This is a genomic window from Pseudohalioglobus sediminis, from assembly GCF_008370495.1.
Classification (GTDB): domain Bacteria; phylum Pseudomonadota; class Gammaproteobacteria; order Pseudomonadales; family Halieaceae; genus Halioglobus.
Map to the genome: position 1 here is coordinate 207701 of NZ_VTUX01000005.1, position 13013 is coordinate 220713.

15 protein-coding genes are annotated in these 13013 nt (G+C 59.8%); 11 read left to right on the forward strand and 4 right to left on the reverse strand.

Features of this window, described 5'->3' with window-relative positions; genetic code table 11:
* Nucleotides 1–37 precede the first annotated feature (37 nt).
* The 4 genes from dprA (at nt 38) to aroE (ending at nt 3412) form a co-directional block, all read left to right on the forward strand.
* Entirely contained in the window at nt 38–943 is a 906-nt protein-coding gene (gene dprA, locus F0M18_RS12225) for a DNA-processing protein DprA (RefSeq protein ID WP_149611726.1), read from the forward strand.
* A gap of 115 nt (nt 944–1058) precedes the next feature.
* Nucleotides 1059–1598 (forward strand): L-threonylcarbamoyladenylate synthase, encoded by a 540-nt coding sequence (locus F0M18_RS12230; RefSeq protein ID WP_262500940.1) that lies wholly within the window; start codon nt 1059–1061, stop codon nt 1596–1598.
* A 66-nt stretch (nt 1599–1664) separates the two neighbouring features.
* Nucleotides 1665–2573: an oxygen-dependent coproporphyrinogen oxidase gene (hemF, locus tag F0M18_RS12235; RefSeq protein ID WP_149611728.1), complete on the forward strand. Its 909-nt coding sequence runs from the start codon at nt 1665–1667 to the stop codon at nt 2571–2573.
* A 2-nt stretch (nt 2574–2575) separates the two neighbouring features.
* Complete coding sequence (gene aroE, locus F0M18_RS12240) at nt 2576–3412, forward strand: shikimate dehydrogenase (protein WP_149611729.1); 837 nt, start codon at nt 2576–2578, stop codon at nt 3410–3412.
* A 34-nt stretch (nt 3413–3446) separates the two neighbouring features.
* Here the strand turns inward: aroE and F0M18_RS12245 are convergent, their stop codons facing one another.
* On the reverse strand, nt 3447–4010 hold the full coding sequence (locus tag F0M18_RS12245) for a gamma carbonic anhydrase family protein (protein ID WP_149611730.1): 564 nt from the start codon (nt 4008–4010) through the stop codon (nt 3447–3449).
* A gap of 71 nt (nt 4011–4081) precedes the next feature.
* On the opposite strand from F0M18_RS12245, the gene F0M18_RS12250 reads away from it, so the two are divergent.
* On the forward strand, nt 4082–4336 hold the full coding sequence (locus F0M18_RS12250; protein WP_149611731.1) for a YheV family putative zinc ribbon protein: 255 nt from the start codon (nt 4082–4084) through the stop codon (nt 4334–4336).
* On the opposite strand, the gene F0M18_RS12255 is transcribed toward F0M18_RS12250, so the two are convergent.
* Both F0M18_RS12255 and F0M18_RS12260 read right to left on the reverse strand, forming a co-directional pair.
* Nucleotides 4333–4965, reverse strand: a complete 633-nt coding sequence (locus F0M18_RS12255) for a hypothetical protein (protein WP_149611732.1) — start codon at nt 4963–4965, stop codon at nt 4333–4335. The two genes, F0M18_RS12250 and F0M18_RS12255, sit on opposite strands and share 4 nt — an antisense overlap.
* A gap of 90 nt (nt 4966–5055) precedes the next feature.
* Entirely contained in the window at nt 5056–6390 is a 1335-nt protein-coding gene (locus tag F0M18_RS12260) for an MATE family efflux transporter (RefSeq protein WP_149611733.1), read from the reverse strand.
* A 320-nt stretch (nt 6391–6710) separates the two neighbouring features.
* Here F0M18_RS12260 and coxB point away from each other — a divergent pair, with 320 nt between their 5' ends.
* The 4 genes from coxB to F0M18_RS12280 are packed head-to-tail and all read left to right on the forward strand — an operon-like array spanning nt 6711 to nt 11033.
* Nucleotides 6711–7856, forward strand: a complete 1146-nt coding sequence (gene coxB / locus F0M18_RS12265; RefSeq protein WP_149611734.1) for a cytochrome c oxidase subunit II — start codon at nt 6711–6713, stop codon at nt 7854–7856.
* Between the two features lie 15 nt (nt 7857–7871).
* Entirely contained in the window at nt 7872–9452 is a 1581-nt protein-coding gene (ctaD, locus tag F0M18_RS12270) for a cytochrome c oxidase subunit I (protein WP_149611735.1), read from the forward strand.
* Between the two features lie 14 nt (nt 9453–9466).
* Nucleotides 9467–10024 carry a cytochrome c oxidase assembly protein gene (locus F0M18_RS12275; RefSeq protein WP_149611736.1) on the forward strand — a complete coding sequence of 186 codons (558 nt, stop codon included), beginning with the start codon at nt 9467–9469 and terminating at the stop codon, nt 10022–10024.
* 40 nt (nt 10025–10064) lie between these two features.
* Nucleotides 10065–11033 (forward strand): cytochrome c oxidase subunit 3, encoded by a 969-nt coding sequence (locus tag F0M18_RS12280; RefSeq protein WP_149611737.1) that lies wholly within the window; start codon nt 10065–10067, stop codon nt 11031–11033.
* Between the two features lie 216 nt (nt 11034–11249).
* On the opposite strand, the gene F0M18_RS12285 is transcribed toward F0M18_RS12280, so the two are convergent.
* A complete protein-coding gene (locus F0M18_RS12285; protein WP_149611738.1) occupies nt 11250–11504 on the reverse strand; it encodes a DUF2909 domain-containing protein in 255 nt (84 codons plus the stop codon).
* An 84-nt stretch (nt 11505–11588) separates the two neighbouring features.
* Here F0M18_RS12285 and F0M18_RS12290 point away from each other — a divergent pair, with 84 nt between their 5' ends.
* Both F0M18_RS12290 and F0M18_RS12295 read left to right on the forward strand, forming a co-directional pair.
* Nucleotides 11589–12350 carry an SURF1 family protein gene (locus F0M18_RS12290; RefSeq protein ID WP_149611739.1) on the forward strand — a complete coding sequence of 254 codons (762 nt, stop codon included), beginning with the start codon at nt 11589–11591 and terminating at the stop codon, nt 12348–12350.
* Nucleotides 12347–13006: a hypothetical protein gene (locus F0M18_RS12295; RefSeq protein ID WP_149611740.1), complete on the forward strand. Its 660-nt coding sequence runs from the start codon at nt 12347–12349 to the stop codon at nt 13004–13006. The genes F0M18_RS12290 and F0M18_RS12295 overlap by 4 nt, the downstream gene beginning before the upstream one ends.
* The last annotated feature ends 7 nt before the right edge of the window (nt 13007–13013 follow it).

The window sequence follows — 13013 nt, forward strand, 5'->3', positions numbered from 1 at the left end:
GGACGGCAACCCACGGACACCACGTCAAGGATGATGTATGAGTGTTGCCGATATACAGGCTGCCCTGGAGGCAGTCGGCGCTGATGTTATTCCCCTTGCGGACCCCCGCTATCCGCCGCTCCTGAAAACCATAAATGATCCCCCGCAACGGCTATACGTGCGCGGCGACCCCTCGCTGCTGCAAAGGCCGCAGCTGGCTATGGTGGGCGCGCGGCGCGCCACCGCGGTCGGCCTGAAGCTGGCGCGGGAGATTGCCAGTGCCCTCGCCCGCGCCGGACTGGGAGTTTGCAGCGGCCTGGCACTGGGAATTGACGGCGCCGCCCACCAGGGGGCGCTGGCGGTGGGCGGGCCGACCATTGCGGTGCTGGGTACCGGCATTGACCAGCTCTATCCACGGCGGCACCGGTCACTGGGGGAAGACGTTGCCGCGCGGGGCTGCCTGGTCAGCGAATTTCCGCCGGGTATGCCCGCCCTGCCAGCCAACTTTCCGCAGCGCAATCGCATCATCAGTGGGCTTTCCCTAGGCGTGCTGGTGGTGGAGGCCGCGCTGCCAAGCGGTTCCCTGATTACTGCCAATACGGGCGCGCAACAGGGCCGGGAGGTATTTGCCCTGCCCTGGTCGGTCGCCCACAAGGGGGGCGCGGGGTGCCTGCAGCTGATTCGTGACGGCGCCAAGATGGTGCTCAGTGTGGAAGACATCCTGGAAGAACTGCAGTCCCTGTACGATCTGCAATTGTCATTGTCGCTGGAGTCGGCCGGGGACGAGGAACCCGCTGCGGACCAGCCGCAGATACTGGACTATGTCGGGTACGAGGCTGTTAGTGTGGACCAGTTGGTCGCCGCCAGCGGCGTGGCGGCGGGAGAGCTGCTGGCGCAGTTATCCGCGCTGGAAATGCGCGGCCTGGTAGCCCGTTGTCCCGGCGGCTATGCCCGCACCCGCTAGCGCAACCCAGCTTGCCAAGCCCGGGGGCTTTGTATACATTCGCGCTGACCCGGCAGCAGCCAGCATCGCCACCTGAGGAGAACTTGCCCTGGCCTACCAACCATCCAGTTTGCGTTTGCGCGCGGCCGCCAGCGCCCTGCAGGCAGGGGGTGTGGTTGCCTGTCCCACGGAAGCGGTGTGGGGTTTGTCCTGCGATCCCGAGAACGATGAGGCTGTTGCACGCGTGCTGCAGCTCAAGGGGCGTCCGGTGGAGAAAGGCCTGATCCTGGTTGCTGCCAGCGTGAGCCAGTTGGGGTTCCTGATTTCCGAATTGCCCGCTGACCAGCGGCAGTTGCTTGACGATTCCTGGCCGGGCCCCAACACCTGGCTGGTGCCGCACCGGAACCGTGTCCAGCCGTGGATTCATGGCGCCTTCGATACCGTTGCGGTGAGGGTGAGCAGCCACCCTGTGGTACGTTCGCTTTGCCGGGCTTTCGGCGGGCCCCTGGTCTCCACTTCGGCGAACCCGGCCGGTGCGCAACCCGCTCGCTGCGGGTTTCAGGTGCTGCGTTATTTCGGCGGTGAACTCGATGGCCTGCTGCCCGGAGCCGTGGGCGCCGCCGGCCGCCCGAGCCAGATTCGGGACCTGAAGACGGGGCGCGTCATTCGCGCCTGAGCGCCTATTGTTAGCCTGCGCGAGTGCGTATAATGCTGCCGCTCCGAGAATGAAACAGGCAGCGGCATGCAGATCGACCAGGTCAAATCCTACCTTCTACAACTCCAGGACTCTATTTGTACAGCGCTCGCCGCCGAAGACGGTGGCGCAGACTTCATTGTCGACGAATGGCAGCGTGAAGAGGGCGGCGGTGGCCGCAGCCGCGTGCTGAGCGACGGCGCCGTGTTCGAAAAAGCGGGGGTGAATTTTTCTCACGTGATGGGCGCCAACCTGCCCCCCTCTGCCAGCGCGTCGCGCCCGGAACTGGCCGGGCGCAGTTACCAGGCCATGGGTGTGTCGCTGGTCATTCACCCGCGCAACCCTTACGTGCCGACCTCGCACGCCAATGTGCGACTGTTCGTGGCAGAGAAAGAAGGTGCAGCGCCCATCTGGTGGTTCGGTGGTGGCTACGACCTCACGCCCTACTACGGCAACCGCGAGGATTGCGTGCACTGGCACCGTGTGGCCAGGGACGCCTGTGCCCCATTTGGTGAGGAGGTCTATCCCCGGTTCAAGGCCTGGTGTGACGACTATTTCCACCTTAAGCACCGGCAGGAACCGCGCGGCATTGGCGGCCTGTTTTTTGACGACCTCAACGAATGGGATTTTGACACCTCATTCGCATTCATGCGGGCGGTGGGCGATTCCTATATCGATGCCTATCGCCCTATCGTCGCCCGGCGTAAAGACACCGCCTACGGTGACCGCGAGCGCCAGTTCCAGCTTTACCGCCGCGGTCGCTATGTTGAATTCAACCTGGTGTTTGACCGCGGTACCCTGTTCGGACTGCAGTCGGGCGGGCGCACCGAAGCCATCCTGATGTCCCTGCCACCGCTGGTGCGCTGGGATTACGACTACCAACCGGATTCGGGCACGGCGGAAGCCGAGTTGACGGAGTACTACCTGCAAGACCGTGACTGGTTGGCCGAGGCCTGAGTGTGACCAGCCAGGACAAGTACGCTGTATTTGGAAACCCCATCAAGCACAGCAAATCACCGGCGATTCATGCCGCGTTTGCCAGCCAGTGTGGGCAGTCGATGCAATACCGCGCAGTGCGCGTGGAAACCGGCGATTTTGAACGTGCGGCGAGTAATTTTTTCGCCGGCGGCGGCAAGGGCCTCAATATCACCATGCCCTTTAAGGAAGATGCGTTCCGTTTTGCCGGGCGGCTCAGCGAGCGCGCCCAGCGCGCGGGAGCGGTGAATACCCTCACCCTGGCGGACGACGGCGTTATCGAAGGTGACACCACTGATGGTGTCGGGCTGGTCAGGGACATGGTGGCCAACCTCGGCTGGATGGTGCAGGGGCGACAGGTGCTGATTATCGGCGCTGGCGGCGCGGTGCGAGGGGTGCTGGAACCATTGTTGCGTGAGCGCCCCGGCTTGTTGGTGATTGTTAATCGCACGGCGGCGCGCGCGGAGCAACTGGCGACGGTTTTTTCAGACCTGGGTCCGGTGGAGGGCGGTGGCTACGGGATTATCGGCGCGCGCCAGTTTGACCTGGTGATTAACGCCAGCGGTGCCGGACTCGCCGGGGAACTGCCCGACCTGCCCAGCTCTGTGCTGACCGAGCGCAGTTGTTGCTACGACATGGTGTACGGCCCTGAACCCACCCCTTTTATGCGCTGGGCTGCCCACCACGCTGCCTGGGCTGTGTCGGATGGGCTCGGCATGCTGGTAGAACAGGCCGCGCAATCGTTTTATATCTGGCGTGGGCAACGGCCGGAAACGCAGTCGGTTATTGCCCGGATTCGCCAGTCGATGGAGTCGGCCTGATAACGCCCCGCTACGCCTGGTAGCTGCGCCAGGGTCAGCTGTCACGCTCCAGTTCCGCTATATGCTGGTCTTTGAGTTTTACGTAGTTGCCGGCTACGTAGGTGAAATAATCCATCTCTTTCTGGCTCAGCTCACGTCGCTCCCGCACGGGACTGCCCGCGTATAAGTAGCCGCTGCGAAGGCGCTTGCCGGGCGTCACCAGGGCACCCGCGGCGATAACAACATCACTTTCTACCACGGCACCGTCCATTACAATTGCGCCCATACCCACCAGCACCCGGTCCCCTACCGTACAGCCATGCAGCATTGCACCGTGCCCGATGGTGACATCAGCGCCAATGTGCAGGGGGTAGCCTTCCGGGTTGTAGGGTCCGGCGTGGGTAATATGCAGTACGCTGTTGTCCTGCACGCTGGTGCGCGCTCCTACCGTGATGCAGTGCATGTCGCCGCGTACGGCAACCTGTGGCCAGATGGAAACATCGTCAGCCAGGGTGACATCGCCCAGCACCACCGCACTGGGGTCGATCAGCACGCGCTCACCTAGCCGTGGTGTGCTGGCGCCGAAGGAGCGCAGGCTGCCTTTTGTGTAGTGCTTCACGTATTTCTCTCCATGCCAGATCAGGCTGCTACAATAGCCATCCTGTTCACCAGTGACCAGCTCGGATGACCATGAAAAGCCCCCCCGCAAACCGCCGCCGGTTTATCGCCGGTGCTGTCTGTCCCCGTTGTGGTGAGATGGACAAGATTATCGTCGACATGGATACCCAGACCAGAGAATGTGTCGCCTGTGACTTCAGTGAGGCGCGCCCGCAAGACGGGGGCGTGCAGGAGTTGCCGACGCGCGTCAGCCGTGCCGCAGCGCGCCGTGTAGAAACCCCGGCAGAAACGGTAACCTTGATCGACCCCCGTAAAAAGGAAGACTAGGAGGCGAGGCGCAACCGGATGGCCGTGTTGGCGTCGGTCAGCGAGTGGCTCGAGACCAGCGCCGTTGCACTGGACTCCACCCCGGGCAGCGCCTTCACTCGCGACCAGACATATTCTTTTTCCAGGTGCTGCGCCGCCGTAAATTGCACCAGGTGCTCCAGGCGGGTGGCAAAGTCATCGCCCAGCAGGTAGTGCACGATCAGGTTGGCTTCCGTCATATCCAGCGGCAGTAGCGGCCGTTGCAGATGGCGTATATGGTGATCGTTTACTTCCTCCAGCAGGCGATGGGCGAGAAATGATTCATCCAGCAGCGCTTCCAGGCCCCCGTCATCTGGCAACTCGTCCGGCGGACGCAGGAAATAGTCCTCTGCCATGTGCAGGAAAGGCGCGGCATAGTCGAAAAATCCCAGACGCTTGCTGACCGCGGTCACCAGGTTCAGGCTTCCGGGTACGCTTTCGGTGTAGTTGACGACAAACGTCATCAGGGCGTCGACAGGGTCGGGCTCTGGCAGTAACAGTTTTTCCCGTAAGGCTGGCAGGCGCTGGGTGAGTAGCTGGCGAAAGGCGCCCGTTGCGCGCTCGTGTTCGAGTGCGGCGTCGATGACTGTCCTGATGCCCGCTATGGTCATGTTGTCGCCCGGCTTGGCTGGTGGGCCCTGGGGGTTAGAATTCAGGCTAGTACAAACAGGCGAATTAGCTAGGCCTGGCGCAAGGAGTATTCACTCGCCCCGGGCCGATAGCCACTGCTGACTCCGGCTGAGGCGCACGAAACAGTAGCCCAGGGTGACGCCGCGGGCGAGGTTGAAGGCGGTAAATGCCAACCACAGTCCATGGTTGCCGAGGCCCTGGGTGGCGTACCACAGGGGCAGGTAAACCAGCACTACGCTGCACAGCATGGTAGTCATCATGTGGCGGGTTTCCGAAGCGCCGATAAAAACGCCGTCCAGGAGGTAACTGGGGCCGGCCGCCAGTGGCAGTATGATCAGCCACGGGAAGAATCGCAGCATAAGTTCCTTAACAGAATCCAGGCTAGTGAGCAGGTTTGCCAGCGGCCCCTGTAGCAACAGCAGGGCCGCGCTCATCAGCGCTGCGGCGAGCAGTGTCCACAGCGCGCAGCGCCTCACGGCGAAGTAAAATCCGCCCAGGTCACGGGCTCCCAGTTTTTGTCCGCACAGGCCCTCCGCGGCGAAGGCAAAGCCATCCATGCCATAGGCGGCCATCATCAGCAGCTGGATCATGAGGGTATTGGCGGCCAGGGTTTCGCTGCCGAAATTCTCGCTCTGGGCGGTAAAAAAGGCCAGGCTGAACAACAGGCTCAAAGTGCGCACGAATAGATGGCGGTTGCTTTGCAGCAGTTGTTTGTAAGCACTTACATTGTTTAAGTCGCTTACAAGAAGGGCAGTATCAATCACGGGAAGCTGTCGCCAAACGGCAAAGAGCGCGATGGCGCAGCCCAGGTACTCGGCGATGACCGTGGCCAGGGCCGCGCCGTCGCTATTCAGCCCCAGCCCCATGACCAGCCAGAAATCCAGCAGGATGTTGGCGCCATTGGTGGTGATTACGATCAGCATCGGCCAACGCGTGTTCTGCCTGCCGATAAACCACCCGATGACGGTGTAGGTAACCAGTACGGCAGGTGCGCTGAAAATGCGGATATTGGCGTAGGACGCTGCCAGTCCCTGCAACGAGGCATCTGGCGACATCAGTGCCAGTCCCGCCTGCAACAGGGGCCGGTGGAGCAGCAGCACCAGTGCGGCAATAGCCAGCGCCAGGGCTCCCGACCGCGCGAGTACCAATACAGAACCATACCCGTCGCCGGCGCCCTCCGCGCGGGCCACCAGGCCGGTGGTACCCATGCGCAGAAAGCTGAATCCCCAGTAGAGGAAGGAGAGCAGCGCCGCGCCGATGGCTACCGCGCCCAGATAAACACTGTTATCGAGGTGGCCCAGTATGGCTGAGTCAACCAGCCCCAATAAAGGTATGGAGATATTGGCCAGAATGGCCGGCCAGGCTATGCCCCAGATTTTGTGGTCCAGTTGTTTATTGGCTTCCATATATTGATCATCTGGGCAGGGAGATGCCGGAGAGGCCGCGCCACAACAGGCGTGAGCGCATTCCAGTGGGCACTAAATACTTGGGAATTGTCAATGACTGCGGTTATACTTTCGGCGTTTTGTCGGGTGCGTCGGATTGTCGCACTCCCAGGCAAATACAGTCAGCCGGTAATCCATACCCTGTCTGCACGCGCGCCCTCCCCGACCCGGGGTAATCAGGGCGTTTCCTGCTGGATTAAGAGTCCAAAGCAGGGAGCGGGCCAGAGGATAAAAAAACCGGCTGTGGGGAATCTAATCACAAAGTAATGGAGACACGGGAAATGTGTTTTGAAGCGAAGCGGCTGTTCAGGCTCGCGCTCGGTCCTGTGCTGATGCTGGTAAGTGCGGTTGCCCTGGCGGCCGGCGGCGAGGTCAATCAGGTCAACATGTCACCTGGCGTGACAGAGGTCAGCCAGGAAATCTACAGCCTGCACATGATCATCCTCGGCATCTGCACCATCATCGGTATCGGCGTATTCGGGGTGATGTTTTACTCAATTTACGCCCACCGCAAGTCCAGGGGCCATGAGCCCGCGACCTTCCACGAGAGCACCAAGGTGGAGATTGCCTGGACTATTATCCCCTTCTTCATTCTGATCGGCATGGCTTTTCCAGCCACGTCGACCCTGCTGGACATCTACGACAACGACGACGCCGAGATGGACGTGTTGATCACCGGCTACCAGTGGAAGTGGAAATACGAGTACCTGAACGAGCAGGGCGAGAACGTCAGCTTCTTCAGTAACCTGCGCACCAGCCAGAGCGAAATTTACAATACCGAGCAGAAAGGCGAACACTACCTGCTGGAAGTGGATGAGCCCCTGGTTTTGCCCGCTGATACCAAGGTGCGCTTCCTGGTAACCGCGAACGATGTTATCCACTCCTGGTGGGTGCCCGAACTGGCGGTCAAGAAAGATGCCATTCCCGGTTTCATCAATGAAGCCTGGACGCGCACTACCGTGGAAGGTGTCTACCGTGGCCAGTGTGCCGAACTGTGTGGCAAGGATCACGGCTTCATGCCCATCGTGGTGAACGTGGTGAGCAAGGACGAGTACAACGAGTGGCTGGGTACCAAGCAGTCCGAGGCGGCGCAGATCAAAGAGCTGATGGCGCAGACCTTCACACTCGATGAGCTGATGGAGCGCGGCAAGGCGGTCTACGACCGTAATTGCCTTGCCTGCCACGGCGCCGGCGGTGAAGGCGGTGTGGGTACCGCGATTGCCGGCAGTGCTATTGCCACCGGCGAACTGGGCGGTCACCTCGATATCGGTGTGAACGGCGTACCCGGCACAGCCATGCAGGCATTCGGCGGACAGTTGAACGACGTTGATATGGCGGCGGTAATCACTTACCAACGCAATGCTTTCGGCAACAATATGGGCGATATGGTACAGCCCATTGACGTATTCAACTTCAAGAAAGGCTAATCGGAGGAGTTAACGATGGGAGATCATCATCACGGCCCTGCGAAGGGTATCAGCCGGTGGCTTTTCACCACCAACCATAAAGACATCGGAACCATGTACCTGTGGTTCTCGTTTGCCATGTTTATTCTTGGCGGCGCCTTTGCCATGATCATTCGTGCCGAGCTGTTCCAGCCCGGCATGCAACTGGTAGACCCCGCCTTCTTCAACCAGATGACCACCTTGCACGGCCTGGTCATGGTATTCGGGGCGATCATGCCCTCCTTCGTTGGTCTGGCCAACTGGATGATCCCGATGATGATCGGTGCTCCGGACATGGCCCTGCCACGCATGAACAACTGGAGTTTCTGGATTCTGCCACCTGCGTTCCTGCTGCTGGCCTCTACCCTGTTCATGGAAGGCGGTGCGCCGGCCTTTGGCTGGACCTTCTATGCGCCACTGTCCACCACCTATGCGCCGCCGTCGGTGACCATCTTCATTTTCTGCATCCACGTGTTGGGTCTGTCCTCGATCATGGGCTCTATCAATATCATCGCCACGGTGATGAACATGCGCGCTCCGGGCATGACCTACATGAAGATGCCGCTGTTCGTCTGGACCTGGTTGATCACTGCCTTCCTGCTGGTTGCAGTGATGCCGGTGCTGGCCGGGGCGGTTACGATGATGCTGATGGATATTCACTTCGGCACCAGCTTCTTCTCCGCGGCGGGTGGCGGTGACCCGGTACTGTTCCAGCATATTTTCTGGTTCTTCGGGCACCCCGAGGTGTACATCATCATCCTGCCCGCATTCGGTGTGGTCTCGCAGATTATCCCGGCCTTCTCGCGCAAGCCGCTGTTCGGTTACGACTCCATGGTCTATGCCACCGCGTCGATCGCGTTCCTGTCATTCATTGTCTGGGCACACCACATGTACACCGTGGGTATGCCGATCGCGGGTGAGCTGTTCTTCATGTATGCCACCATGCTGATTGCCGTGCCTACCGGCGTGAAAGTGTTTAACTGGATTTCTACCATGTGGCGTGGCGCCCTGACCTTCGAGACGCCAATGCTGTTCTGCATGGGCTTCCTGGTGCTGTTCACCATCGGTGGTTTCACCGGGCTGATGCTGTCCATTGCGCCGTCTGATTTCCAGTACCACGATTCCTACTTCGTGGTTGCCCACTTCCACTATGTAATGGTTGCGGGTGCGGTGTTCTCCATGACGGCTGCGGTGTACTACTGGCTGCCGAAGTGGTGTGGCCGCATGTATAACGAGACCATGGGCAAGACCCACTTCTGGATCTCGTTCATCGGCTTCAACCTGACCTTCTTCCCGCAGCACTTTGTGGGACTGGCAGGCATGCCGCGCCGTATTCCGGATTACGCCCTGCAGTTCGCAGACTTCAATATGATGTCTTCTATCGGCGCCTTCATTTATGGCGCTTCGCAGATACTGTTCCTGTACAACGTGATTGCCACCATCGTGTCCGGCAAGCCGACGTCAGAAGAGAAAGTATGGGACGGTGCAGAAGGCCTGGAGTGGACGGTACCGACACCGGCGCCCTACCACACCTTTGAAACACCGCCGAAAATTGATCCGGCGCATGCACATTCCTGAGAGGAGGTAGGACAGTGATCCGGCTTAGCGCAAACCCGACCATCGATACCGTCGTCAAACTGGCGACGGTAGCGGTGGGCATGTTCGCGTTCGTATTTGTGGTGATGGTGCCGCTGTACGATGTGCTTTGCGATGCCCTGGGCATCAACGGCAAGACCTCCGGCGAAGCGTACACCTCGGTCCAGGCCGGGGTGGACGAGAGCCGGGAGATCACGATCCAGTTTGTAGCTACCAACAACGAAGGTATGCCCTGGGAGTTCGGCCCCAGTGTAACCATGATGAAGGTGCACCCGGGAGCGGTAAACGATACGGTGTTCCACGCCCGCAACCCGCTACCTGATGCCATGATTGCGCAGGCGATACCCAGCGTATCTCCGGCCAGGGCTGCAGAGTATTTCCACAAGACCGAGTGTTTCTGCTTCAACCATCAACCGCTGCAGGGTGACAGCGCAGCGGAGATGCCACTGCAGTTTATCGTGGACCAGGACCTGCCTCGGGATATCCGCACGATCACGCTGTCCTACACGATTTTTGATGTAACAGATATGGTGGGCGGCGTAGCCGCACGCTGAGGCGCAGGTGGGGGAGCCTGCGAACTAACGGAGAAATAAAATGAGTAATCCGACCTCTACCGAGTACGAAAAGTATTACGTACCTGAGCAGAGCAAAATGGCAGTAATGGCCACCATTGGCCTGATCCTGTCCATTTTTGGCGCCGCCAGCGTCATGAACGACAAGACTTTCGGTGACGGCATCACCAGTGGTTCATGGACCATTCTGATCGTCGGCCTGTTCTGGTTTATGGCGGTACTGTTTGCCTGGTTCCGCCAGGCGATCAGGGAAAACATCGCCGGCATGAATAGCGCCCAGCTCAAGAAGTCCTACGTGCTGGGCATGTTCTGGTTTATCTTTTCTGAAGTGATGTTCTTCTTCGCTTTCTTCGGCGCCCTGTTTTATGTGCGCACCCTGGTAGGCCCCTGGCTTGCTGGTGAAGGTGAAGGCGGCCGCATGAACGGGTTGCTTTGGGAGGGGTTTGAATACAACTGGCCCATGGCGCTGACACCCCAAGAGGCTGTCGGGGGCGCAGCGAGCCAGCCTATTGCCAATAATGGCTCTTTCACTTCAGCTGAAACCACCATGGCTTTTTCTGATGCAGCTGCCTGGTACAAGTGGTTGCCGCTTTGGAACACCATCATCCTGCTGTCATCCAGCTTTACCTGCCACCTGGCTCATATGGGTATCCTCGATGGCAACAAGAAGAAGTTCAACCTGTGGCTTGGCATCACCGTTGCCCTGGGCTTTATCTTCATTTGCGTGCAGTTTTATGAGTACTACGAGGCCTATGCGCACTTCGGCCTGACGCTGAACTCCGGCATCTATGGCTCGACGTTCTTCATGCTGACAGGATTCCACGGGTTCCACGTGTTCATGGGTATGACCATGCTGGCGATCCAGCTGATGCGCAGCCTGAAGGGGCATTTCACCGCAGATGATCACTTCGGTTTCGAAGCGTCGAGTTGGTACTGGCACTTTGTGGACGTGGTCTGGGTGTTCCTGTTCCTGTTTGTTTATATTCTGTAGCGGTAACGGCTAGACGATAACGTCATCCCCGCGCAGGCGGGGATCCAGTGACCGTTGAAAGTCACCCTGGATCCCCGCCTGCGCGGGGATGACGCGTCTTGGGGGTGGTGATTCGGGCAGTTAGCGCCCGACCCCGGGAGAGTAACGGAAGTGTATCGCTGGCGATGATTCGTCAGCGGCGGGAATAGCGCGGGGTCGCGGTTGCGAGTGCAATGCCTATTCTTTTTCGGGTGCTTTGCCAGACATGGGTATGGGCCCGCCATCCCACGGGTTGCGGTGGCCCAGTTGTCCGCTGGCGACACCGTAAATGATCAGCCCCATAAGGGTGACAGCCAGCGTCAGGCGCACGCCAAGGGAATGAAAGGTACGGCGCTTGGTTTTATCCCCCTGATCCAGCATCAGGTAGTAAAATCCGCTTCCCAGGCTGGCCACCAGGGCCAGCATCAGGATGACGATCAAAGCTTTTAACAAGGGAATACCTCTGGTGTTGAACCCGCGGGCTTGGGCCCAGTATAAACCAGACCGGGGTCGCAGGCTCGCGACAAAAGGACGTCTATGACCCGGCGTCTGGAATTTGATTTTGAATGGCGCATCACCCTGTTCACGCTGTTGATGCTGCCGTTGCTGATCTCCCTCGGCTTCTGGCAGATGCAGCGTGCTGAGGACAAGCGGTCGCTGGCCATGGCCTATGAGTCGCAGCAGGCCCGCGCACCTGCCCCTGCGTCGGTGCTCCGCGAGGAGCCCGCAGCCGCCCTCGCCTACCGGCCGATCGAACTGCACGGCAGTTATCGCCCCGGTGAGTATTTCCTGCTCGATAACCGCATGTGGCAGGGTAAGTACGGCAACCAGGTAGTCGCTGTGTTCGACCTGGTGGATGGTGGCACGGCACTGGTGAACCGGGGCTGGGTGCCGGCAGATCCCAGCCGGCAGCGGGCTACAGAAGTCCCGGAAGTCGGCGGCGAAGTGCGTATCACCGGGCACGTCTATGTCGCGCCGGGTGACCCCTACCTGCTGGCGGACGAAACGCTGGCAGCCGGCTGGCCCAAGCAGATTCAGGCCGTGGAAATGGATAAAATTGCCGTCGCGCTGGGTCAGCAAGGGCAAGACCTGTTCCCCTACCCCGTGCGCATCGATGCGGGCCAGGCGGGGACACTGGCAGTGGACTGGCAGGTAATCAATGTCAGTCCGGAGAAGCATATTGGTTATGCCGTGCAGTGGTTCACCATGGCCGCCGTACTGGCATTGATTTACCTGCTTAGGAGCAGCAACATCTGGGCGCTGCTGCGGGGCAGTCGTTCTGGCAAGAGTGATTTATGAGTGATGACAAGCAGACCAGGAACAATCGTCTGGTCCTTCTGACGATCGCCGGTATACCGCTGACCATGATTCTGGCGGCCACCTGGTTATGGTATTTCGTGATCAATGGTGACCTCGACCTGGTAGGCGCTCTCGGCACCGCCAACCAGGGCACGCTGATCCAGCCGCCGCGACAGCTGGATGACGTGGCCCTGCGCGAGGATACAGGCGCGGTGATCAAGTATGCCGACCTGCCGCGCAAGTGGACCCTGGCAGTGGCCAACCTTGGCCCCGACTGTGACACCGCCTGTGAGCGCAACCTTTATCTCACCCGGCAGATCCACATGGCCATGGGCAAGGAATTCAATCGTATTGATCGGCTGTATCTCAGTGAGAGCGCGCCGGCGGACTCGCGCCTGGCGGTAACGGAAATGAGTGACCAGCGCCCCGCTACGGCCGGTTTCAACGAGTTTCTCGCCATCGAGCACCGCGGCCTGCTGGCCCTGACCCTGGCGCCCGGCAGCTATACTTCCCTGTTTCCTGAACAACTGGCGGACGACAGCACCTGGTTCCTGATTGATCCTGCCGGTTGGGTGATGATGTCCTACAATGGCGACATTCATTACAAGGATGTGATCTCCGACCTCAAGTTCCTGTTGAAGAACTCCAGTGAGTAATTTCGCC